Annotated in this window: 22 protein-coding genes and 1 tRNA gene; 13 read left to right on the top strand and 10 right to left on the bottom strand. The window is 65.4% G+C overall.

Features of this window, described 5'->3' with window-relative positions:
- Window positions 1-59: 59 nt before the first annotated feature.
- From BLT73_RS01405 to BLT73_RS01355, 11 genes are all read left to right on the top strand, one after another.
- Window positions 60-1,286, top strand: a complete 1,227-nt coding sequence (locus BLT73_RS01405; protein ID WP_143025603.1) for a FliM/FliN family flagellar motor switch protein — start codon at window positions 60-62, stop codon at window positions 1,284-1,286.
- 206 nt (window positions 1,287-1,492) lie between these two features.
- Complete coding sequence (infA, locus tag BLT73_RS01400; RefSeq protein WP_010397442.1) at window positions 1,493-1,711, top strand: translation initiation factor IF-1; 219 nt, start codon at window positions 1,493-1,495, stop codon at window positions 1,709-1,711.
- Window positions 1,712-1,830: 119 nt separating this feature from the next.
- A complete protein-coding gene (locus BLT73_RS01395; protein ID WP_090520186.1) occupies window positions 1,831-2,433 on the top strand; it encodes a Maf family protein in 603 nt (200 codons plus the stop codon).
- Window positions 2,430-3,470 (top strand): ribonuclease E/G, encoded by a 1,041-nt coding sequence (locus tag BLT73_RS01390; RefSeq protein ID WP_090520185.1) that lies wholly within the window; start codon window positions 2,430-2,432, stop codon window positions 3,468-3,470. Before BLT73_RS01395 ends, BLT73_RS01390 begins: the two co-directional genes overlap by 4 nt.
- Window positions 3,470-3,628: a DNA gyrase inhibitor YacG gene (locus BLT73_RS01385; RefSeq protein ID WP_090520183.1), complete on the top strand. Its 159-nt coding sequence runs from the start codon at window positions 3,470-3,472 to the stop codon at window positions 3,626-3,628. The genes BLT73_RS01390 and BLT73_RS01385 overlap by 1 nt, the downstream gene beginning before the upstream one ends.
- A 67-nt stretch (window positions 3,629-3,695) precedes the next feature.
- Window positions 3,696-3,771: transfer RNA gene (locus BLT73_RS01380), tRNA-Phe, on the top strand.
- Between the two features lie 362 nt (window positions 3,772-4,133).
- The gene (locus tag BLT73_RS01375; RefSeq protein ID WP_090520182.1) at window positions 4,134-5,279 is read left to right on the top strand and encodes a TRAP transporter substrate-binding protein; all 1,146 of its coding nucleotides are present in this window, start codon (window positions 4,134-4,136) and stop codon (window positions 5,277-5,279) included.
- A gap of 63 nt (window positions 5,280-5,342) precedes the next feature.
- Window positions 5,343-5,927, top strand: coding sequence for a TRAP transporter small permease subunit (locus BLT73_RS01370; RefSeq protein ID WP_090520179.1), 585 nt, complete (start codon window positions 5,343-5,345; stop codon window positions 5,925-5,927).
- Window positions 5,928-5,975: 48 nt separating this feature from the next.
- On the top strand, window positions 5,976-7,394 hold the full coding sequence (locus tag BLT73_RS01365; protein ID WP_090520177.1) for a TRAP transporter large permease: 1,419 nt from the start codon (window positions 5,976-5,978) through the stop codon (window positions 7,392-7,394).
- Window positions 7,384-8,739 (top strand): amidase, encoded by a 1,356-nt coding sequence (locus BLT73_RS01360; protein WP_090520175.1) that lies wholly within the window; start codon window positions 7,384-7,386, stop codon window positions 8,737-8,739. The genes BLT73_RS01365 and BLT73_RS01360 overlap by 11 nt, the downstream gene beginning before the upstream one ends.
- Entirely contained in the window at window positions 8,736-8,930 is a 195-nt protein-coding gene (locus tag BLT73_RS01355) for a hypothetical protein (RefSeq protein ID WP_090520173.1), read from the top strand. Before BLT73_RS01360 ends, BLT73_RS01355 begins: the two co-directional genes overlap by 4 nt.
- A 135-nt stretch (window positions 8,931-9,065) precedes the next feature.
- Here the strand turns inward: BLT73_RS01355 and BLT73_RS01350 are convergent, their stop codons facing one another.
- Window positions 9,066-9,599, bottom strand: coding sequence for a hypothetical protein (locus tag BLT73_RS01350; protein WP_245726895.1), 534 nt, complete (start codon window positions 9,597-9,599; stop codon window positions 9,066-9,068).
- A 99-nt stretch (window positions 9,600-9,698) separates the two neighbouring features.
- Here BLT73_RS01350 and moaA point away from each other — a divergent pair, with 99 nt between their 5' ends.
- Entirely contained in the window at window positions 9,699-10,703 is a 1,005-nt protein-coding gene (moaA, locus tag BLT73_RS01345) for a GTP 3',8-cyclase MoaA (RefSeq protein WP_090520171.1), read from the top strand.
- 9 nt (window positions 10,704-10,712) lie between these two features.
- Here the strand turns inward: moaA and BLT73_RS01340 are convergent, their stop codons facing one another.
- From BLT73_RS01340 to glmU, 4 genes are all read right to left on the bottom strand, one after another.
- Window positions 10,713-11,879 carry a M20 aminoacylase family protein gene (locus BLT73_RS01340; protein WP_090520169.1) on the bottom strand — a complete coding sequence of 389 codons (1,167 nt, stop codon included), beginning with the start codon at window positions 11,877-11,879 and terminating at the stop codon, window positions 10,713-10,715.
- 174 nt (window positions 11,880-12,053) lie between these two features.
- Window positions 12,054-13,676 (bottom strand): Hint domain-containing protein, encoded by a 1,623-nt coding sequence (locus BLT73_RS01335; protein ID WP_090520167.1) that lies wholly within the window; start codon window positions 13,674-13,676, stop codon window positions 12,054-12,056.
- Between the two features lie 548 nt (window positions 13,677-14,224).
- On the bottom strand, window positions 14,225-16,042 hold the full coding sequence (gene glmS / locus BLT73_RS01330; RefSeq protein WP_090520165.1) for a glutamine--fructose-6-phosphate transaminase (isomerizing): 1,818 nt from the start codon (window positions 16,040-16,042) through the stop codon (window positions 14,225-14,227).
- The gene (glmU, locus tag BLT73_RS01325) at window positions 16,042-17,409 is read right to left on the bottom strand and encodes a bifunctional UDP-N-acetylglucosamine diphosphorylase/glucosamine-1-phosphate N-acetyltransferase GlmU (protein ID WP_090520164.1); all 1,368 of its coding nucleotides are present in this window, start codon (window positions 17,407-17,409) and stop codon (window positions 16,042-16,044) included. The genes glmS and glmU overlap by 1 nt, the downstream gene beginning before the upstream one ends.
- Before the next feature lie 104 nt (window positions 17,410-17,513).
- Here glmU and BLT73_RS01320 point away from each other — a divergent pair, with 104 nt between their 5' ends.
- Window positions 17,514-18,185: an HAD-IA family hydrolase gene (locus BLT73_RS01320; protein ID WP_090520162.1), complete on the top strand. Its 672-nt coding sequence runs from the start codon at window positions 17,514-17,516 to the stop codon at window positions 18,183-18,185.
- 15 nt (window positions 18,186-18,200) lie between these two features.
- Here BLT73_RS01320 and BLT73_RS01315 read toward each other — a convergent pair whose 3' ends face one another.
- The 5 genes from BLT73_RS01315 to tsaD are packed head-to-tail and all read right to left on the bottom strand — an operon-like array spanning window position 18,201 to window position 21,190.
- Window positions 18,201-18,623, bottom strand: a complete 423-nt coding sequence (locus BLT73_RS01315) for an EVE domain-containing protein (RefSeq protein WP_090520160.1) — start codon at window positions 18,621-18,623, stop codon at window positions 18,201-18,203.
- Window positions 18,623-18,898, bottom strand: coding sequence for a YciI family protein (locus BLT73_RS01310; protein WP_090520159.1), 276 nt, complete (start codon window positions 18,896-18,898; stop codon window positions 18,623-18,625). Before BLT73_RS01310 ends, BLT73_RS01315 begins: the two co-directional genes overlap by 1 nt.
- Complete coding sequence (locus BLT73_RS01305) at window positions 18,895-19,827, bottom strand: NAD(P)H-dependent glycerol-3-phosphate dehydrogenase (RefSeq protein WP_090520157.1); 933 nt, start codon at window positions 19,825-19,827, stop codon at window positions 18,895-18,897. Before BLT73_RS01305 ends, BLT73_RS01310 begins: the two co-directional genes overlap by 4 nt.
- Complete coding sequence (locus tag BLT73_RS01300; RefSeq protein ID WP_090520156.1) at window positions 19,824-20,129, bottom strand: hypothetical protein; 306 nt, start codon at window positions 20,127-20,129, stop codon at window positions 19,824-19,826. The genes BLT73_RS01305 and BLT73_RS01300 overlap by 4 nt, the downstream gene beginning before the upstream one ends.
- The gene (tsaD, locus tag BLT73_RS01295) at window positions 20,126-21,190 is read right to left on the bottom strand and encodes a tRNA (adenosine(37)-N6)-threonylcarbamoyltransferase complex transferase subunit TsaD (RefSeq protein ID WP_090520154.1); all 1,065 of its coding nucleotides are present in this window, start codon (window positions 21,188-21,190) and stop codon (window positions 20,126-20,128) included. Before tsaD ends, BLT73_RS01300 begins: the two co-directional genes overlap by 4 nt.
- Window positions 21,191-21,218: the final 28 nt, after the last annotated feature.

Below are 21,218 nucleotides of genomic sequence, written 5' to 3'. Positions count from 1 at the left end.
GCGGTGCATATGAGCGATGCGGGCGGTATATCGTGACGGCTGAGACGAACAGGCGCGACGTGGCTGGGGCTGCGGGCAGGGTTCCCGGCCAGCGGTCACCGACCGCCATAGCACTTGCCCGCCATCTTCTCCGCGGCTCCGCGCGTCCCGCATCGCCGCCGGAATCGGCTCTGCCGGTCTCGGCCACGCCGGAGCGGATCTTCGCCTCCGTCTTCATGCAAGTCGCGCAGCGTGCCTTCGACCAGCCCGCAAGGCCGGTCATGGTCAGTGTCGGGCGGGCCTCGGCGGCCGAGATCGGGGAATTGTTGCCGGAGCGGGCGCTGATCCTGCTGGTCGAAGACGCCACCGGCGCGGTCGGCGTGGTGGCGATCTGCCCGCGCCTGCTTGCCTCGGTGATCGAAATCCAGGCAACAGGCCGGATCGGCGATGCGTCTCCGCGCGACCGGCATCCGACCCGCACTGACGCGGCGCTTTGCGCCGAACTCGTCAATGCGGTGCTGGCCGGCCTGTCGCGCGATCTCGCCCCGATGCCGCAGATGGCGGACCTGACGACATTCCGATTCGCCAGCCAGGTCGCAGCGCCTGACACCCTTGGCCTGCTGCTGGAGGACGGGGCGTATCATCACCTTGCGCTGACGGCCCGGCTCGGCGACGGCATCACGCGCGACGGGCGGTTCATTGCGTTTCTTCCGGCCGGAGAGGCTGGCGCCGCGCAACCGCCGAAAGCATATCGCGGGCAACCCGATGCAGATCGCGCAGCGCCGCAAGGCGGCGCATATCGGGCCATATCGGTCCGCGAGATCCCGATCATGCTGAACGCCATATTGTGCCGCCGTCGCATGTCGCTGCGTGAGATCCGCGCCCTCAAGGACGGGGTGGAATTGAAGCTGCCGCCCGGCGTGATGACCTCTGCCTGGCTGGAAACCAGTGCAGGCGGAATCGTGGCGCGCGGAAAGCTGGGCGCGTTTCACGGCTACCGGGCGATCCGTATCCAGTCTGCGGCGGTCAAGACGCCCGAGAGCGAGAGCGCGGGGCCGGGGCCAATTGCGACTGCGCCCGGCGAACTGACAGCCGCGCAGCCTGCCGATGACCATGCAGCCGCGCCCGAGAATGTTTTTGACGCGGCCGGAGATGGGTCCGTCCCCGAGGCCTCGCAAAACCTGCTCGCCGAGCCGCCGATCGGCGACGCCTCCCTGCCGGACCAGTTCCGATCTGACCTCAACGGTGCGACGCCAATGGAAGGGACTGACGCGGCCCCGGATCTGGCGCAGGCCCTGTCTGACTGACATCCCCGGCCTTGTTACCGCCCGATCACCGCCGTCACGGGATTGTCACGATCCGAACCAGACCCGAGGCGCGTAAAAAGCGCCGCTTTTGTCACGAGAACGACGCGAAACGGTGCCCTCCGCGATTTTTCCCTTGAAAACCCGACTTGACGGACGCATCTAACCTGCGCCCGCCTGTCATGCGGGAGCGCTGTCAAGGAGTGACCATGGCCAAGGAAGAAATGCTCGAATTCCCAGGCGTCGTGAAGGAACTCCTGCCCAACGCGACATTCCGGGTCGAGCTTGAAAACGGCCATGAGATCATCGCGCATATGGCAGGAAAGATGCGGAAGAACCGCATCCGGGTTCTGGCCGGCGACAAGGTTCAGGTGGAAATGAACACCTATGACCTGACCAAGGGGCGGATCAATTACCGCTTCAAGTGACGCGGAGTCCGGCAATGCGGGTGCAATCGGGCAGACCGCAGGGCCGATGATCGCCGGTTCGCTTCCCAATGCCCGCCATCCCGGTTAGGTCGGTGGCGTCACTGAATTCTGGCCCGGACATGCCCGATCTATCCAGACCTCGCCTCATCCTCGGTTCGGCCAGCCCGCGCCGCCTGGACCTTCTGTCCCAGATCGGCGTGGTACCGGACGAGGTGCGCCCGGCCGATATCGACGAAACCCCAAATCCGGGCGAGCGGCCGCGCGACTATGTCCGGCGCATGGCTGCCGAAAAGGCCGCCGCACTGAAGCTGGAGACGGGCGAGATGGTGCTCACGGCCGATACAGTTGTGACGGCCGGGCGCAGGATACTGGGCAAGCCGGCCTCCCGCGACGAGGCGGGGGCGTTCCTGCGGCTCCTCTCCGGGCGGCGGCACAGGGTGATGACCGCGATCTGCCTGCGCAGCGACGGGCAGGAATGGAGCCGGCTTGTCGAAACCATCGTGCGGCTGCGGCCGCTCGACGCGGCCGAGATCACGGCGTATCTCGACAGCGGCGAATGGGTGGGCAAGGCCGGCGGCTACGGCATCCAGGGGCGCGCCGGGGCGTTTGTAAGTTGGATCAGCGGATCCTTCAGCGCCGTTGTCGGCCTGCCCCTGGCGGAAACCTCGACATTGCTGCGGGCCGCTTCCGGGTCCGCGGCGCAGGAAGGGGATCGGAGTTGAAGGGACATCAGATCGCGCTTGGTCGGCTCGGGTCGCGAGATGCGGCGGCCCTGGTCGTCGATGGACGGCTGGAAGACCTGCTGGTCGATCCGGCGGGGCTTCAGGCATTTGCGCCCGGCGCCATCCTGCGCGGTCGGGTCAATCGGCTGATGAAGGGGCAGGGCGGCGTGTTCGTAAGCCTGCCTGACGGAGCCACGGGCTACCTGCGCGACCGCTCCGGGCTGCGGGAAGGCCAGAACCTGCTTGTCCAGATCAGCGGCGCGGCCGAGCCGGGCAAGGCGCTGCCGTTGACCTCGCGGGTGCTGATCCGTGGCCGCTACGGCATCGCCACCCCAACCGCGCCGGGCGTGAACATCTCGCGCTCGATCCGTGATCCCGACCGACGCGCGGCGCTGCAATCGCTGGGGCAGTCGGTCCTGGCGGAGCGCGAGACCGGGCTGATCCTGCGCAGCGCCTGCGCCGAGGCCGAGGACGCGGAGATTGCCGCCGAACTCTCGCAGATAATCGATCTGGCCACGGCGATTTCCGCGGATGCGGAAGGGGCCCCGGAACTCCTGCTGGACGCGCCGACCCCGTCCGAGACCGCCTGGCAGGACTGGTCGGACCCGGAGCCGGACGCCGTCGAGGACGCGGACGACATGCCCGAGGAGATCGCGGACCGCGTTGACGCGTTGCTGTCGCCCCGCATGTCCCTGTCCGGCGGCGCCTTTGCGCTGATCGAGCCCACCCGCGCCCTGCTGGCCGTCGACGTGAATACCGGCCCCGACACTTCGCCCAAGGCCGCGCTGAAGGCGAATATCGCCCTGGCCCGCGACCTGCCGCGCCAGCTTCGGCTGCGCGGCCTCGGCGGTCAGATCGTCATCGACTTCGCGCCGATCTCCAAGCGGGAGCGCGGCACGCTGGAGCAGGAGCTGAAGAAATCTTTCCGCGGCGATGGCGGCGATGCGGTTCTGCTCGGCTGGACCGCGATGGGGCTGTTCGAGTTGACACGCAAGCGCGACCGGGTTCCGCTGGCGCTTCTGTTGGAGCAGGGCTGATGGCAAACTGTCCGATCTGCAAGAAACCCTCTGTTGCGGCCTATCGCCCGTTCTGCTCCAGGCGCTGCGCCGATGTCGATCTGGCGCATTGGCTGCGGGGCGACTACGTCATTCCGGGGGAGCCGGTGTCCCCCGACGCGCCCCGCGAAGAGGAATGATGCTTTTGGCTCTAGACACTGCATTCTGGCTTGCGTAAATACGGCCCACCTCAGCCAAGGCTGACGTGCCCGGATAGCTCAGTTGGTAGAGCAGCGGATTGAAAATCCGCGTGTCGGTGGTTCGAATCCGCCTCCGGGCACCATTTCCAAGCAATATCTCCGACACATGCCCGCGGTGCGGTGCTTCTCCTTTGGCGCCGCGTATGCCTCCGGGAATGGCCGGGAAACCGGGTGGCTGTTGTCTGGACGGCAAGCTGCCGATCCGCGCGCGCGCGCAGCCCGGCACCCGCCGCTGATCCATGAAAGATCAGACTATATCGCGATGATGCGCGGTGCCGCGGGGGCGTTGGCCAGCTATCGTGGCGAATTCGTCCTTCAACGCCTGCGTTGCGATCCGGCTCTATAAAAAACTTGTTGCAAGACAGGGCGATCGGAATGCAGTTTGTACAGACATGTCAGGCAGCCGGAAAAGAAGAGCTGCATCTGTTCATCTGGGAGGAATGAAATGACCACCACATCCGTCAAGGATAAGTCCGTGAACCGCCGCTCGTTCTTGCGCCGGGGCGGTGCGATTGCCGGGGGGGCTGCCGCCAGCACGCTTCTGGCCGCGCCGGCCGTGAACGCGCAGTCGCCGCTGGTGCTGAAGATGCAGACGAGCTGGCCCGCATCCGATATCTGGCAGACCATGGCGCAGCAATATGTCGATCGCGTGCAGGCCATGTCGGGCGACCGCATCCAGATCGACCTGCTGCCCGCAGGCGCGGTGGTGGGCGCGTTCCAGGTGATGGACGGGGTCAGCGACGGGGTGATCGACATCGCCCATTCGGTCTCGGCCTACTGGTACGGCAAGAACAAGGCGGCGTCTCTGTTCGGCACCGGTCCGGTCTTTGGCGGCGATCCGAACAATATGCTGAGCTGGTTCTATGCCGGCGGCGGGCGTGAGCTGTATCGCGAGCTGACGCAGGATCAGATGGGGCTGAACGTCGTCGGCCTGATGGCCTTCCCGATGCCCGCGCAGCCGTTCGGCTGGTTCAAGGAGCCGATCAGCGGGGTCGAGGATATCAACGGCATGAAATACCGCACGGTCGGTCTGGCCGCCGATCTGCTGCAATCCATGGGCATGTCCGTGGCCCAGTTGCCCGGCGGCGAGATTGTGCCCGCGATGGAGCGCGGGGTGATCGACGCGTTCGAGTTCAACAACCCGTCCTCGGACTTGCGCTTCGGTGCGCAGGATGTGGCCAAGAACTACTATATGGGCTCCTACCACCAGGCCGCCGAGGCGTTCGAATTCCTGTTCAATCGCGATGTGATGGAGGATCTGGAGCCGGATCTGCGCGCGATTCTGGAACACGGGGTCGAGGCGGTCTCGACTTACAACACCGCTTTCGCGCTCGACAATTACTCGGCCGACCTGCTGAAACTGCGCGACGAATCGGGCGTCACCATCCACAAGACGCCCGAGGGGATCCTTCAGGCCCAGCTTGAGGCCTGGTCGGAGATGATCACCCAGCTTGAGCAGGACGAGATGATCAAGAAGATCATGGACAGCCAGCGCGACTGGGTGAAGCGCACCGTCTATTACGAGCTGATGGACAAGCCCGATTACGCCCTTGCCTATGACCACTTCTTTCCGGGCGAGCTGAAGCTGTAACTGGCACCGGCCGGTCCCGTCAGGCTGATCTGTCGGGGCGGGCCAACTCGCGGAGTTTCCCTCATGCTGTCATTCATTCGCTTTGCCGACCGGCTTTCGGCATGGTTCGGCAAGACTTTCGGCTGGCTCATCATGATGATGACGATTGGTGTCAGCTACGAGGTCTTCGTGCGCTACGTGCTGCGCAGTCCGACCGCGTGGTCGCTCGATGTGTCCTTCATCATGTATGGCACGCTGTTCATGATGGGCGGGGCCTATACGCTGTCGCGCGGCGGCCATGTGCGCGGCGATTTCCTCTATCGGCTTTGGCCGGTGCGGGTGCAGGGCGCGGTGGATTTCGTGCTCTATCTGCTGTTTTTCTTCCCCGGCGTCACGGCGCTGATCCTGTCGGGCTGGAAATATTCCGCCCGCTCCTGGCAATATGCCGAGGTCAGCGTGAACAGCCCCGCCGGCATCCCGATCTATCAGTTCAAGTCGGTCCTGGTCGCCGCCGGGATCCTGCTGTTCATCCAGGGCATCGCGCAATTGCTGCGCAGCTTCATCGCCATGCGCGACGGGGTCTGGATCGAGGCCGATGAGGATGTCGAAGAGACCGAGCAGCTTCTGCTGCGTGAACAGGAAGACAGGGCCGGCGTGCATGTGGACTGACGCAGCGCGGCGCCCGGCACCCGAAACAAACCAATTGGAGTTCCAGACGTGACCGATCCACAGATCGCCCTGATGATGCTGGGCATCTTCATCCTTCTGGTGTTCCTGGGATTTCCGATTGCCTTCACGCTGATGGCTCTGGGGATCGGGTTCGGCTACTACGCCTATTTCGATGCGGGCCGCATGTGGCGCGCCTATGACCGGCTGGAAGAGGATGCCGGCTGGCTGACCGAGCAATGGACCTGGCTCGAGGGGTTTTATAACAACCGCATCTTCGACCTCTTCATCAACCAGACCTATACGGTGATGTCGAACGAAGTGCTGACCGCCGTGCCCTTGTTCCTGTTCATGGGCTATGTGGTCGAACGCGCGAATATCGTGGACCGGCTGTTCTCGACCCTGGCCATCGCGTCGCGCCGGATGCCCGGCTCGATGGGGGTGGCGGCGCTGATCACCTGTGCGCTGTTTGCCACCGCCACCGGGATCGTCGGCGCGGTCGTCACGCTGATGGGGCTGCTGGCGCTGCCGGCCATGTTGAAGGCGCGCTACGATCCGCGTTTCGCCAGCGGCATCATCTGCGCGGGCGGCACGCTGGGCATCCTGATCCCGCCCTCGATCATGCTGATCGTCTATGCGGCGGCGTCGGGCGTGTCGATTGTCCGGCTTTACGCTGGTGCGATGCTGCCCGGCCTGGTGCTGGTGGGGCTGTATCTCAGCTATGTCATCGGACGCTCGATCATCCAGCCCTCCGTCGCGCCGCGCCCGAGCGAGGATGAGGTGCCGAGCGTGCCTGTCGGCAAGCTGATCTGGATGCTTGTCACCTCCTTCTTCCCGCTGGCCTTCCTGATCCTTGCGGTGCTGGGTTCCATCCTGTTCGGGCTTGCGACGCCCACCGAGGCCGCCGCGATCGGGGCGCTTGGCGGGCTGTTGCTGGCGCTGCTCTATCGTGCGCTGACCTTTCAGCGGCTGCGGGAGTCGGTGTATCTGACGGTGCGGACGACGGCGATGGTGTGCTGGCTGTTCGTGGGGTCGTATACGTTCAGCTCGGTCTTCTCCTATCTCGGGGGCGAGCATGTCATCTCGGAATTCGTCAGCAGTCTGGACCTGACGCCGCTGCAATTCCTGCTTCTGGCACAGCTGATCATCTTCCTGCTCGGCTGGCCGCTGGAGTGGTCCGAGATCATCATCATCTTCGTGCCGATCTTCCTGCCGCTTCTGCCGATGTTCGGGATCGACCCGCTGTTTTTCGGCATCCTCGTGGCGCTGAACCTGCAAACCTCCTTCCTGACGCCGCCCATGGCGATGTCGGCCTATTACCTGAAAGGGATCGCCCCGCCCGAGGTGAAGCTGACCCAGATATTCGCAGGGGTGATGCCGTTCCTGGCGATGGTCTTCATCGCCATGGCGATCATGTATATCTGGCCCGATATCGTCTTTGTCCTGCCGAATATGATCTATGGCAACTGATCCGGCATCGCTTGGCGCGGTTCAACTGCGCGACATGATCGCCTCTGGCGCGATCTCGGCCGAGGCGGCGACGGCTGCCTGTCTCAAGCGTATTGCCGAGACCGAGCCGGAGCTGAAAGCCTGGGCGCATGTCGATGGCGAGCATGCCATGGCGCAGGCCCGCGCGCTTGACGCGCGGCGCAAATCCGGGGCGCAGACCGGGGCGCTGCACGGTGTGCCAGTGGGGATCAAGGATGTGATCGACACGGCGGGGATGCCCACCGAGTATGGCAGCCCGCTCGGCAAGGGTCGGGTGCCGCGCGAGGATGCGCAGCTTGTCACGCGGCTGCGCGCGGCCGGGGCTGTCATCATCGGCAAGACGGTGACGACGGAACTGGCCTTCATGCAGCCATCTGCCAGCCGCAACCCGCATGATGCTACCCGCACGCCCGGAGGATCCTCATCAGGCTCCGCCGTGGCCGTCGCCGCCGGGCAGGTGCCGCTTGCCGTCGGCACGCAGACAGCCGGTTCGGTCATCCGCCCGGCCTCGTTCTGCGGCGTCGTTGGCTTCAAGCCGAGCTTCGGGATGATCGGGCGCGGCGGGGTGCTGACCCAGTCGCCGTTTCTGGACACGGTCGGCGGGTTTGCCCGCTCAACCGCGGATGCCGCATTGCTGGTCGAGACGATGGCTGGCCATGATGCGCGGGACCGGGACAGCCTTCTGGTCCCCGCCCCGCGGCTGCTTGATGCCGCGCGGCAGCAGCCGCCGCTGACGCCGCTGCTCGCGGTGATGTCGTGGCCCGGCGCGGAACCGAGAATGGTCGAGGCGCTTGCGGAGATTGCGGAGGCACTTGGTGATCGCGCGGTGCAGGTGGACGCGCCGCCGGGTTTTGCCGAGGCCGATGGGTATCGCCGCTGCATCAACCTGGCCGAAATGGCCAAATGCTACTACCCGCTCGAACGGCGGGGCAGGGCGGAGATGTCCGATCAGCTTCGTGCCGCGCTCGATGAGGGCAAGCAGATCCTCGCACGGGACTATATCGCGGCGCTCGACTGGCGGCAGGTGCTCAATGCCGGGCTGGAAGAGCTGCTGAGCCGCTGCGATGCGATCCTGTGTCCCGCCGCCACGGGCCCGGCCCCGCTGCTGGCGGAAGGCACGACCGGATCGCCCGCGATGAACGGAGCCTGGACCCTGTGCGGCGTGCCGGCCGTGACCCTGCCGCTGCTTGCCGACGAGGGGGGCTTGCCCATGGGCGTCCAGTTGATCGGCCGGCAGGGCGAGGATGCGCGGCTGCTGCGGGTCGCGAACTGGCTCGAGACCGCCTTGGCCGAAGGCAGTGAACCAACAGGACTGGAGAAGACATGACCGATCGAATTCTCGCGCTGATGGCCTTCGCCGTGCTGCTGCTGTTTCTCGGCATCCTCGTCTGGCATGTCCCGCAGCTTGATCTGGGGCTTGTCGTGCTGGCGACGCTGCTGCTTGCGGGCACCGACGTGCTGCAGCTTATCCGATCGCATGATCGGAAGGATGACGTGGCGGAGCCGGAAGAGCGTTAGGGTCGGCACCGGACCGGGTTACGTCGGCGGCGGCGCGGCCCGCATCGCCCGTTGGCTTGCTGCGGCAACCGAAGGCAGGGCGCGAGATGACGCATCGTTACAGGATGCGACACGGCCAGGGCCGCGCAGGATGGCTCAGTTCTGCCAGACTTCCAGTTCCGGCAGATCGGTAATCGGGACGCCGAGCGTCTGCATGGCGGCCAGCGAAATCTGGCTGCCCGCCCCGCCGCCGGAGAGCGGTTGCAGATCGACATTGGCCGATTTCCCGTCGGCCGGATTGACCACCCGTCCTTTGCCCGGCGCGGTGACGAGCGGCGTCTTCAGCCAGAACCCGCCCTCGGTCGCATCCCCCAGCGAGGCGACGGTGGTGCCCAGCCGTCCGCCGCCGGAACTGGGTTCTGCGGCGGCGGCCTTCTCCTCGGCCGTCGTGGTGTCCAGCGAGGCCACGCTTTGCGACGCGCCTTGCAGGACCGAACTGGCCGATTGCGAGGCGGCTGCGACCGCCGCCTGTGACGGGGCGGCGGGGGCCGGGGCCGGCGTGGCCTCTGCTGCCGCGGCGCGCCGCTCTGCCTCGCTGCGCGACACGATGGCGCTGTTTCCTCCCGCGCCGCAGGCCGTCAGGACCATCGCCGTCAGGATGAGCGCCGTGGCGGATGTGGTTCGGGTCATGGTCTGCTCCTGCGCATCTTTGCCGGCAGGCTATCCCCCACATGGCGGCGGCGCAATGGCGCGCTTGCGGGATCGCTGCCGAGCCACTATCTCCTAGTCATGCAACAGGCCCCGCTGATTGATCCCTTTGCCCGCCCGATCACCTATCTTCGGGTGTCGGTCACGGATCGCTGCGATTTTCGCTGCACCTACTGCATGGCCGAGCATATGCAGTTTCTGCCCAAGCGCGACCTGCTGTCGCTGGAGGAGCTGGACCGGATGTGTTCCAGCTTCATCCGTCTGGGCGTGCGCAAGCTGCGGATCACCGGCGGTGAACCTCTCGTGCGCAGGAACATCATGTCGTTTTTCCGCGCCGTGTCGCGCCATCTCGGCGACGGTCTGGACGAGCTGACGCTGACGACCAATGGCAGCCAGCTTGCCCGGTACGCGGATGAGCTGGCCGAAATCGGCGTGCGGCGGGTGAACGTGTCGCTCGACACGCTGGATGCGGAAAAGTTCGCCGCGATCACCCGCTGGGGGCGTCTGCCGCAGGTCATGGACGGGATCGCGGCGGCGAAGGCGGCCGGGCTGCGGGTGAAAATCAATGCCGTCGCGCTGAAGGGCTTCAACGAGGAGGAGCTGTTTCCGCTGGTGGAATGGTGCGCCGCGAACGATCACGATCTGACCTTCATCGAGGTCATGCCGATGGGCGAGATGGGCGAGGAGGACCGGCTGGACCAATACTGGCCGCTCTCCGATCTGCGCGCACGGCTGGCCGAGCGTTACACGCTGATCGATCTGGCCGAACGCAGCGGCGGGCCGGCGCGCTATGTCCGGCTGTCGGAAACCGGCCAGAAGATCGGGTTCATCACCCCGCTGAGCCATAATTTCTGCGAAAGCTGCAACCGGGTGCGGGTGACCTGCACGGGTGAGCTGTTCATGTGCCTGGGCCAGGAAGACCGCGCGGATCTGCGGGCCCCGTTGCGCGCCGCACCCGATGACACCCTGCTGGAAGATGCCATTCGAGAGGCCATCGGCCGCAAGCCGAAAGGCCATGATTTCGACTATTCCCGCCAGAAGGTCGCCGGCCAGATGAGCCGGCATATGAGCCATACCGGCGGTTGAGCGCAGGCGTCAGCCGGCTGGCATCCTTGCTTCGACCATCCCGGCCAGCCAGCTTGCCCCTGACGGAATCGCGTCCTCGGTGAAGTTGTATTCCGGATGGTGCAGCATGGCGGTGTCGCCATTGCCCAGGAAGATATAGGCGCCCGGCCGCGTGTTCAGCAGGAAGCTGAAATCCTCCCCGGCCATCAGCGGCGCGACCTCCGTATCGACCTGGCCCGCGACTTGGCGTGCAACCTCGGCCGCGTGGCGCGTCGGCTCGGAATGGTTGACGGTGACGGGGTAGCCGTAATGGTAATCCAGCGTCGCGGTGGCGCCAAAGGCCGCGGCGGTGTTTTCCGCCACGCGTCGGATCGCCCCGGCCTGCAGGTCGCGGATCTCGGGATCGAGGCTGCGCGCCGTGCCGCTGATCCGAACCTGTTGGGGGATGACATTATGCGCGGTCGAGTCGGTCTCGATGGCGCAGCAGGACACCACGCCGCTTTTCAGCGGATCGACGTTGCGGGCGACGACGGATTGCAGCGCCACGATGATCTGTGACGCCACCAGCAGCGTGTCGATGCAGTCATTGGGCTTTGCGGCATGGCCGCCCTTGCCGGTCACGACGATCTCGAACTCGTCCGCCGCCGCCATGATCCCGCCTTCGCGGATGGCGAATTGACCGACGGGAATGCCGGGCATGTTGTGGAGCGCATAGAACTCCTGGATGTTCCAGCGATCCGCCAGCCCGTCCTCGATCATCGCCTTGCCGCCCGCGCCGCCCTCCTCCGCAGGTTGGAAGATGACAATGGCCGTGCCGTCGAAATTGCGCGTCTCGGCCAGGTATTTCGCCGCGCCGAGCAGCATCGCCGTATGGCCGTCATGCCCGCAGGCATGCATCTTTCCGGCCACGGTCGAGGCATAGTCAAGCCCGGTCGCCTCGTTGATCGGCAAGGCGTCCATATCGGCGCGCAGCCCGACCACCCGGCCGCTCGATGCGTCCCGTCCGCGGATCACCCCGACCACGCCGGACCGGCCAATGCCTTCGGAGACTTCATCCACACCGAAATCGCGCAGCAGGTCCGCCACCCGCCCCGCGGTGCGGTCGAGGTCATATCCCAGTTCCGGATTGGCGTGGAAATCGCGCCGCCATTCGATGATCTCGGGCAGCATCTCGGCAAAGCGGTTCCTGACGGGCATGGCGGTCTCCTTCTCCCGTCAGACATGGCGCGGAGTCGCAGGCAACGCAACCTTCGTCTTCCGGGGGCGGGATATGCGCAATTGCCGCCAACCCGTCATCTCGGCCGCATGTGGCGGGATGGCGGATTGCCGTGGCGGGGCCGCGACCCGTTGGGGGGTGCGCGGCCCGGCCGTTCAGTGGAGGCTGGGGTCCGTCCGGCTTTCCTGGCTGAGCATGTTCATCACCGACAGCCGCGCGACGATTTCGCGCTGATCGGCACCTTTCGGGATCGGCCGTGCGGCGACCGGCTCGAAATCGGGCTCGGACCATTCGGGGAAGATGGACAGCAACTCCTTGCGCTGTTCGGGCAGCAGCATCCGCAGCGCCTGCGGACCGGCATAGAGGCTTTCCGAAATGACACCCTCGGAGAAGATCAGCTCATGCCGGCTGAAGGCGATATGGACATATTCCACACCGTCCCCGATTTCGGCCCAGCTCACCCCCTTCTCGCCGACAAGGCTCTTGGCGGCGACCAGCACCTCGTCGTGGCGCGCGGCGCGGTCGTCGAAGCGGCGCGTCAGCAGGATGCGGTGCTGGGGCGAGACGGTCAGGCTGCGCTGCGGCACCTGCGGGCCGAGCGCGCCGGCGGAAATCTGCACCGGCCGCATGCTGGGACGCGAAAGAAGCTGTTTCGGGGTGATCTTGCGCGACCCGACCCAGCGGATCTCCTGGAAGCCGTGATCGACGGTGCGCACCATGTCGCCCGCCTGCAGATCGCCGGCCCGCACCTCGCCGCGATCGGTCAGGATCAGCGTGTCGGCGGAGAAGCACATGAAGGCCGGCACCGTGATGGCGCCGCTGCTGATCGAGACCCCGCCATTGTTGAAGTAGGTCTTGACCTCCATGGTGATGTTGGTGCCGATCGGCGGGTCCGGCACCAGATCGACAGTTTCGTCCGTCAGCGCATAGCGGTCGGGAAGCTGATCCAGCTCGGACACGAGGTAGGTTTCGGTCTGCGTCAGCGTGCTGCCTGGGTTGTTCGGGTCCTCATAGGTGAAGGTGACCTCGACCTTGTCCACGTCCAGCAGGTCCGGCGGGGCTGTGAGAGTATCGACGAGCGTGGAGATGTCGGTGATCTGCTCGGCCCCGCCGGTATTGTCCACGAGATCCAGGTCGGTGGTGGAGCTGTCATTGCCCAAGCCGATCGCGGTGATGTTGGTGCTGTAGGCGTTGGTCAGCGCCTGAGCTTCATCTGTGGGATTATTGGTGGACGTCATCGCGCCGTCCGACATGAATATGACGTTGTTGCTGGCGGTCGGGTCGATGTCGTTGCTGAGATCGCCATCGGAGTTGAGCCCATCCCAGTAGGTCTTCAGTTCGGCAAGCGGATCCGCGTAGTTGGTAAATCCGCTGACACTGATATCGTCGACTGCGTCATTGTAGGCGGCGAGATTGTCGAGGGTAAAGCGCCCGACCACATTGCCGGAGCTTCCAAAATCGACAAGCGTGATGCTGACGCTGGCCGGATCATAGCCGAGATCGATGTATTTCTGCGCAATTTCCTTCGCGGCTATTTTCTGCGCCTCGATAAATGAATCATTGGAGTTGTCGCCATCAAGATCACTGCCGGAACTGATGAGTGTTGACCACGACCGGTCGATGACGATCGCCAGGTTGACCTTTTCCGGATCCTGCGCGCCGATCACCACATCATGGCTGAACTTAATCGTGTCATTCGTGTATTCGGGCGCTTCGGTTATGGTCGTGACATCCACGCCATCGACCGTTTCATTCTTTGTAATAACCTGATCCGGCATTTCGTACCCCTCCGCCGCCAGTTGCTCTCTCACATAATTCGTTAACCGAATTGCGCTTCAACCCGGCCGTTCGACAATGCTATGTAAGGCTCTCTTACACCTGCCGCAACAATATGTTAACCTGCCTAAATGGCTATTAACCCTACGTTAACCAAATTTGATTCATGTCAACGCATCGCGAATTGCTTTCACTTAAATCGGAGCGCCGGATCGTAATTTTCTCATTCGTCTTCTTTCTATTCATGCAAATTAATATGAGTTGTATTTAAATATGCCAAAGACTGAAGGCGTTTCGTGACGTATTCCCGTCCGAGAAGCCAAATGAACGAAATGGCAGAGTTGCCCGAACGTGCAGATGGTTGGGGAAACAGGCGTTGATTCGGGAGAAAACTCCGGCACACGACGTGCCAATCGCCCTGATGCGTCGCTGACCGATCTTCGCCGGGGGTGTGGACGCCAGCCGCAGCCAAATCTGCGCGCGGCAGGCATAAAAAAGCGCGCCGGCCCGAAAGCCGACGCGCCCGCTTTTCAGAGACAGGGGCCGGGGGTTACTCGACAGTCACCGATTTCGCCAGATTGCGTGGCTGGTCCACGTCGGTGCCCTTGGCGACGGCGGTGAAATAGGCCAGGTATTGCATCGGCACGGCGTAGACGATCGGCTGGAAGAGTCCGCCGCCCGTGGGCATGGTCAGCGGCGCGTGAATGCCGTCGCCCGCCTCCTCGATCCCTGCGGCGTCGGACACCAGAAGAACCTGCCCGTGCCGCGCCATGACCTCCTGCATGTTGGAGACGGTCTTCTCGAACAGCTCGTCGCGCGGCGCAACCACCACCACCGGCATGTTCTGGTCGATCAGCGCGATGGGTCCGTGCTTCAGCTCGCCCGAGGCATAGCCCTCGGCATGGATATAGCTCAGCTCCTTCAGCTTCAGCGCGCCTTCCAGGGCCACCGGGTACAGGGGCCCGCGCCCCAGGAACAGAACATCGGCGGATTCCGACAGCCACTCGGCCAGCTTCTCGCAATCATCCGCCGTGCTGAGCGCCTGGTTGACGAGCGCCGGGATCCCGCGCAGATCGGCCAGATGCCGGGCCAATGCGGCATCATCCAGCATCCCGCGATCCTGCGCCGCTTTCAGCGCCAGCACCGCCAGCACCGCCAACTGACAGGTGAACGCCTTGGAGGAGGCCACGCAGACCTCCACCCCGGCCATGGTCGGCAGGGCGGTATCCGTGTCCCGCGCAATGGCCGAGGTGCCGACATTCACCACGCCGACGGTCTTGGCGACCTTGCCGCGCGCATAATGCAGCGCGGCGAGCGTGTCCGCGGTCTCGCCCGACTGGCTGACGAAGATGCCCCAGCTCTTCTCAGACAAGGGCGGCTCGCGATAGCGGAATTCGGAGGCCACATCCAGATCGCAGGGCAGGCCGGCCAGCTTCTCGAACCAGTATTTCGCCACGTAGCCCGCCAGATAGGCGGTGCCGCAGGCCACCAGCGTGATCCGGTCCACCTCGGAAAAATCCATTCCGTCCGGCAGCACGATCCGGTCGCCCTTGATGTAGTGGCTCAGCACATCGCCCAGCACGGCGGGTTGTTCGGCAATCTCCTTGGCCATGAAATGGCGGTATCCGCCCTTGTCGATGGCGGTGGCGCCGACATCGATCGTGGCCATGTCGCGGCTGACCGGCTGGCCGTCCGCGTCGAAGATCTCGGCCCCGGCACGGGTCACGATGACATGATCGCCATCTTCCAGATAGGTGATGCGGTCAGTGAAGGGGGCAAGCGCAATCGCGTCCGAGCCGACGAACATCTCCCCCTCGCCGTGGCCGACGACCAGCGGGCTGCCCTTGCGGGCGGCGACCATCAGATCGGCCTCGCCGTCGAACAGGAAGGCGAGCGCGAAGGCGCCTTTCAGCAGGGACAGGGTGGCGCGGGCAGCCTCGACCGGCGACATGCCCTGATCGAGATGGCGCGCCGTCAGCATGGCGACGGTTTCGGTGTCGGTGTCGGATTCCGGGTTATATCCGGCGGCAACCAGCTCCGCCCGCAGCTCCTTGAAGTTCTCGATGATGCCGTTATGGACCACGGCGATGCCGCCGCGATGATGCGGATGGGCGTTTTCCTCGGTCGCCGCGCCATGCGTCGCCCAGCGGGTATGGCCGATCCCGGACTGCCCCGGCAGCGGATCGGTCACCAGCCTGTCGGACAGGTTCACCAGCTTGCCCACCGCGCGGCGCCGGTCAAGCTGGCCATCCGCGTTGATCGTCGCCACGCCGGCGCTGTCATATCCCCTGTATTCCAGCCGCTTCAGCGCCTCAACCAGTTGCGGCGCGACCTGATGGCTGCCGAGAATTCCGATAATGCCACACATCAGGATTTGTCCCTTTTCGATCTTTCTTCACGAAGCGATTGCATGATCCGGCTTGCCAGACCTTCCTTGGTCACCTGCCGCGACCGGCCCAGCCCGAGCGCCTCGGACGGGACATCTTCGGTAATCACCGAGCCGGATGCGGTCATGGCGTTGTCGCCGACGCGGACCGGGGCGACCAGCATCGTGTTCGAGCCGATGAACGCATTGCGACCGATCTCGGTGCGGTGTTTCATCACCCCGTCGTAATTGCAGGTCACCGTCCCCGCACCGATATTCGTGTGCTCGCCGATATGGGCGTCACCCAGATAGGTCAGGTGGCCGACCTTTACGCCCTCATCCAGCACCGTGTTCTTGATCTCGACGAAATTGCCGACATGGGCATCGCCGCCCAGCTCCGCTCCGGGACGCAGCCGGGCAAAGGGGCCAACCGTGGCCCCGGCCGAGACATGGCAGCCTTCGAGATGGCAGAAGCCGAGGATCTCCGCCCCGCTTTCGACGGTGACGCCGGGGCCGAAGACGACGTTCGGCCCGATAATCGCGTCGCGTCCCAGATGGGTGTCGAGCGCGAACCAAACGGTCTCCGGCGCGGTCAGGGTGATGCCATCGGCAAGCGCCTCGGCGCGGCGGCGGGACTGGAAGATCGCCTCTGCCTGCGCCAGCTCGGCGCGCGAATTGACACCCAGCGTCTCCTCCTCGCGGCAGGTGACAACGGCGGCGCGGTGGCCGGCCGCGCGGGCCAGGCCCGGAATGTCGGTCAGGTAGTACTCGCCCGAGGCATTGTCATTGTTCAGATCCGCGATGAAGCGGCGAAGGATCGCCGCATCCACCGCCATCACCCCGGAATTGCACAGCCGGATCGCGCGGGTCGCCTCGTCGCCATCCTTGAACTCGACGATGCGTTCCAGATTTCCGTCCGCATCGGTGACCAGGCGACCATAACGGCCGGGATCGGCCGCCTCGAAGCCCAGAACCACGATCTCGGCGTCATGCCCGGACAGATCACTCAGCGTGGCCTCGCTGATGAAGGGCGTGTCGCCGTAGAGCACGATCACCCGCCCCTCGAACCCGTCGAGCAATGGCAGGGTCTGCGCGACGGCGTGGCCGGTGCCGAGCTGTTCGGTCTGCATCGCGATCCGGGCCTGATCGTCAAGTTTCGCGACCGCGTCCGTGACCGCCTGCGCGCCATGCCCGGCCACCACGATCAGCCGCGACGGATCCAGGCTGCGCGCGGCGGCAAGCGCATGGCCGACCATCGGCACCGCGCCGAGTTTGTGCAGCACTTTCGGCAGGTCCGACTTCATCCGGCTGCCCTGCCCGGCGGCGAGAATGACAACCGCGATATCTGGTTTCTGCTGATCTGCCGACATGCTGCCCGTCTGTTGATTTGCTGTTTCCGTCGAGGCGGTTTAACCCTTGGCCGACCGGATCAGCAAGGGCTGCTGCTTCACGTGAGTTTACGAAAGGTTACAGCATGGCGGGTACGGTTGTCTTTGATCTCGACGGCACGCTCGCCGACACCGCCGCCGACCTGATCGGATCGGCCAACGAGGTGCTGGCCCGGCGCGGTCTGGAGGGGCTGGACCCGGTGGCGGATGCGGCCATCGCATTCTCCGGTGGCCGGGCCATGCTGCGCGAGGGGTATGGGCGTGCGCCGTCTGACATGCTGATCCCGCCGGATGCCGAGGAGGTCGATTTTCCCCTGCTGCTTGACGCTTACGACGCCGCCATCGCCGTGCACACGCGGCTCTATCCCGGCGTCGAGGCGGCACTGACCCGGCTGGCGGGTGATGGCCACACGCTGACCGTCTGCACCAACAAGCCCGAGGCGCTTGCCCATAAACTGCTGCTTGAATTGGGCGTGCGTGACGCGTTCTCCGTGCTGATCGGGGCGGACAGTCTGACGGTGCGCAAACCCGATCCGGTGGCCTACCATGCCACGGTCGAGCGGGCCGGCGGCACGGTCGCGCAATCCTTCATGCTGGGCGACACGATCACCGATGTCAGGACGGCCGCTGCCGCCGGGGTACGGGTGGCGCTCGTCTCCTTCGGGCCAGAGGGGACGGAAATTGCGCGGTTGAAGCCGGATGCCATGCTGGACCATTATGACGATCTGCCGGAACTGGCGCGCGGCTGGCTCGGCTAGGGCAGGCGCCCCACGTCAGGCGGGCTCGAGACCGCCCAACTCCATCAGCACCGCCCATTCGGCCTCGGTCACGGGCTGCACCGACAGGCGCGAATTGTTCACCAGCACCATGTCCTTCAGGCGCGGTTCGGTCTTGGCCTGATCCAGCGTGACCGGGGTTTTCAGCGGCACGACCGCCTTGATATCGACGCAGTCCCAACGCGCATCGTCGGTGGTCGAATCGGGATGCGCCTCGGCCACCACCTCAACCACGCCGACGCATTCCTTGCCGATATTGGAATGGTAGAGCACGCCCCGGTCGCCGCGCTTCATCTCGCGCATATTGTTGCGGGCCTGGTAATTGCGCACCCCGTCCCATTCCTCGCCGGTCTCGCCCTTGGCCACCAGATCATCCCAGCCGAATACGTTTGGTTCGGATTTGAACAGCCAATATGCCATCAGCCGATGACCTTCTTCCATTCGCTGATCTGGACGCTGCCGAACAGGCCGGCCTTGCCATAAGGGTCGCCCGCGGCCCACGCATTGGCCGCCTCCAGATCCGGCGCATCCAGGATCACCAAAGATCCCGCCATCTCGCCATCCTCCAGCAACGGGCCGGCCATAAAAACGATGCCAGTCTCGTTGATGTAATCGAGATGGGCGGGGCGGTTTTCCTGACGAATGGGCAGGGCGCCCGGCTTGTCTTTGCAGATCACGGCGTAGAGCGGCATCATTCCTCCTTCAGCGGACGGCGCAGTAATTCCAGAATGCTCTCTGCCACGCTGGCGCGGCCCTGGGCAAGCTCCGCAACCGCATCGGCAATCGGCATTGCGATGCCGCGCGCAGCGGCAATGCGGCTGACGGCCTGGGCGGTCTTGGCGCCTTCGACGGTGATCGCGGCGTCGAATGCCTTTCCGGCGCCGAGCGCGTGGCCATAGCGGTAGTTCCGCGACAGGGTGGAGGTCGCGGTCAGGACCAGATCGCCCAGCCCCGACAACCCGGCCAGCGTCTCGGGCCGAGCGCCATGCCGGGTGGCAAAGCGCGTCATCTCGGCAAATCCGCGGGTTATCAGCGCGGCGCGCGCACTTTCCCCCAGCCCGGCCCCGATGGCGATCCCGGCGGCGATGGCGACGACATTCTTCAGCGCGCCGCCCAACTCCGCCCCGCGCAGATCGTCGCTGCGATAAAGCCGCAGCACCGGCGTGGACAGCGCATGTTGCAGATCCTCGATATCCTCGTCCGCGCAGGCAAGCGTCAGCGCCGTCGGCTGGCCGCGCGCAATATCCACCGCGAAGCTGGGTCCGGTCAGCGTCGCGATCCGGGCATCGGGGCAGGCCCGTGCGATCAGGCCAGAGGGCGATTCGCCGCTCTCCAGGTCGATGCCTTTCGCGGTATTGACCAATGTGCGGCCATCCAGCGATGCGCCATGCGCCCCGACGAAGCCGCCCAGTACCTGCGTGGGCAGGGCCAGGATGACGGTCTCGCTCAGCGCGCTGTCGAGATTGTCCGTGCACCGCACCTCGGCCGGGATGGTCACGCCGGGCAGCCGCGGGGATTGTCCCCCGACCGGAAGACGGCGCGACCACAGCGTCACCTTCTGGCTGCCCGACAGGGCCACGGCAAGCGCCGTGCCGAACGCGCCGCCACCGAGGATGCTGATCATGGCCGTTCCCCTTTCAGCTCGATCCCGTATCTGCGGCAGAACCACATGAACAGCGGCGCCTCGATCACCGCCAGCGTCAGCAGCGCGAAGCAGAACCAGTTGACCCGGAACAGGAGCATGTCAAAGCGGGTGCCGGTCCCGGCAAAGAGCGCGCCCGCCATGCACAGCGCCAGCGAGGTCATCAGCAGGTCGCCGCGGATCAGGGCGGCCAGCGTCCGCGGCCTCATTGTCGGGTAGATCGCGCCGTAGCACCACAGCGCGATGATCAGATTGCTGGCGAGGATCATCATCTCTGGCGTCACGCCTTTGCCCCCCGCTTGCCCGCGCCCAGCATCGGGGCGGCGGCCTGATCCAGCGGCCATCTCGGCCGGCCGGCAAGCGCCATCCCGTCCCGCTGTCCAAGTCGGAACGCCTCGATCCCGGCCCAGGCGATCATCGCCGCATTGTCCGTGCACAGCCGCAGCGGCGGGGCGAGAAAACCAGCACCCCCATCCTGCGCCACCTGCTCCAGATCGGCCCGGATCCGCGCATTCGCAGCCACGCCTCCAGCCACGGCCAGCAGGGGCGTGCGCGTCTGCGCAAGTGCCCGGCGGGTTTTTTCCGCCAGCACGTCGGCGATGGCGGCCTGAAACCCGGCGCAGAGATCGGCCCGATCCTGACGCGACAACCCGCCCCTCGCGGCGGCCAGATCATCCCGCGCCCGCAGCACGGCGGTCTTGAGGCCCGAAAAGGACATGTCACAGCCGGGACGATCGAGGAGCGGGCGCGGCAGGGCAAAGCGGGCCGGGTCTCCGCTCGCGGCCTCCGCCTCAACCGCCGGTCCGCCGGGCTGCGGCAGGCCCAAAAGCTTCGCGACCTTGTCGAACGCCTCGCCCGGCGCGTCGTCGATCGTGCCGCCGAGCCGGTGAAAGGCGTCCGCCGCATCCACGCGCAGAAACTGGCAATGTCCGCCAGAGACGAGCAGCATCAGATAGGGAAATTCGACCCGGTCGGTCAGCCGCGGGGTCAGCGCGTGCCCGGCCAGATGGTTTACGCCGACAAGCGGCAGGCCGGTTCCTGCAGCGATCCCCTTGGCCAGCATGACCCCGGCCATCACCCCGCCGATCAGGCCCGGCCCGGCGGTGACTGCCACGCCGTCCAGATCGGCCAGACGCAGCCCGGACAGGTGCAGCGCCTCCTCGACGCAATGATCCAGCTTCTCGGTATGGGCGCGCGCGGCGATTTCTGGCACCACACCGCCGAAGGCGGCGTGAAGCTCCGTCTGGCCGGCCACCACCGAAGACAGGATCGTGCCATCCCCGCGCACCACCGCGGCTGCGGTGTCGTCGCAGCTGCTTTCGATGCCCAGGAAGCTCAGCGCCATGGTTGCGATCCTCGTCGCGAAAACGATA

Source organism: Paracoccus isoporae (assembly GCF_900101865.1).
In the GTDB taxonomy this organism is placed as follows: domain Bacteria; phylum Pseudomonadota; class Alphaproteobacteria; order Rhodobacterales; family Rhodobacteraceae; genus Paracoccus; species Paracoccus isoporae.
The sequence above is the reverse complement of the archived record's forward strand: the minus strand, read 5'-3'. Positions and strand labels throughout refer to the sequence as shown.